The 1,318-nt window shown below is 65.4% G+C and carries 2 protein-coding genes; both read left to right on the top strand.

The window, feature by feature from the left end; translation table 11 throughout:
* Window positions 1-861, top strand: an 861-nt coding sequence (locus tag ACP7AJ_RS21240; protein ID WP_426062237.1) for a histidine kinase dimerization/phospho-acceptor domain-containing protein, incomplete at its 5' end; no start/stop codon positions are given.
* A complete protein-coding gene (locus tag ACP7AJ_RS21235; protein ID WP_426062238.1) occupies window positions 821-1,192 on the top strand; it encodes a sensor histidine kinase in 372 nt (123 codons plus the stop codon). The genes ACP7AJ_RS21240 and ACP7AJ_RS21235, both read left to right, overlap by 41 nt.
* Window positions 1,193-1,318: the final 126 nt, after the last annotated feature.

The raw sequence follows: 1,318 nt of genomic DNA, 5'->3' as shown, positions 1-1,318 counted from the left end.
CACGTCGCGCTGGGCTATTGTTTTCTATTTATCGGTTACCTCACCGTAGTGGTCAACTCGGTGTATCAAGGCGGCTACTACGCGGCCACTACCTGGTGGCTGGGGCTGTGCGGCGTGATGGGTTCCTTTCTGCTGGGCCGCCGGGCGGGGCTGCTTTTCTTCGGCCTGGGCTTGGCCACAGCCGTGACCTTGTGGCTGCTGGAGCAACAGCATTACGTGTTTCCGAACTTGGTGCCGGCTGACAAGGCCCAGTTCTGGCACCTCGACATCCTGGCCGGGCTCATGCTGATTTTGCTGGTGGTGGCGCTGGTGTTCGACCAGATCAACACCACCGCGTTGCGCGTCATTAGCGCGCAAAACGACCTGCTCTCGGAGCGCACTGCTCAGCTCGAGCAGTCGCTAGCCGACTTGCGCGCAACCCAGGCCCAGTTGGTGCAGCAGGAGAAGATGGCCTTCCTGGGCGAGCTCACAGCCGGCATCACCCACGAACTGCAGAACCCGCTCACCTTCATGAAGAACTTTGCCGAGGTGAGCACCGGCCTGGTGGACGACATGGCCGGCACCCACGCCGCCGGCCTGGAGGGCGACATCCGGGCCGGGCTGAAGCAAAACCTGTGCGAAATCAGCCAGCACGGGCAGCGGGCCACGGCCATCATCCAGGGCATGCTGGAGCACGCGCGCGGGCACCGGCCGGTGCGAGCCCACCCCGCTCAACGGGCTGGTGGAAGACAGCCTGCGCCTGGCCTACCAGGGCCTGCGCGCCAAAGACCGTGCCTTCCACGCCCACCTGACCACCGCGCTGGACCAGGCCCTGCCCCGGGTGGCGGTGGTGCCGCAGGACCTGGTCCGGGCGCTCATTAATCTATTCACCAACGCCTTTCACGCCGTGCGCCAGCGCCAGCAAGCGGGCGAGGCCGCTTACCACCCCGCCGTGTGGGTGCACACCCGCACGGGGCCGGGCGGCGTCGAAATCTGCATCGCCGACAACGGCCCGGGCATGAGCGCGGCCGTGCAGGCGAAGATTTTTCAGCCCTTTTTCACCACCAAGCCCCTGGGCGAGGGCACGGGCCTGGGCCTCTCGCTCGCGCACGACATCATCGCCCAAGGCCACGGCGGCACGCTCACCGTGGAGAGCCAGGAAGGCCAGGGCACCACCTTTCGCGTCGGCTTGCCCCTAAACGGATCGGCGTAACGTCCACTACGCAAAAGGCTCCTTTCACCAAACAGCCCGCGTTTACAGCACCACCGTGGCTGTTGCAGAACTCAGCGCCCTGCGCTCCAGAAGCCGTGTACTCACTCGGCACCTTCCTAAAACGTG

Source organism: Hymenobacter sp. B1770 (assembly GCF_049896385.1).
GTDB lineage: Bacteria > Bacteroidota > Bacteroidia > Cytophagales > Hymenobacteraceae > Hymenobacter.
This window is presented reverse-complemented; position numbering and strand designations above follow the sequence as displayed.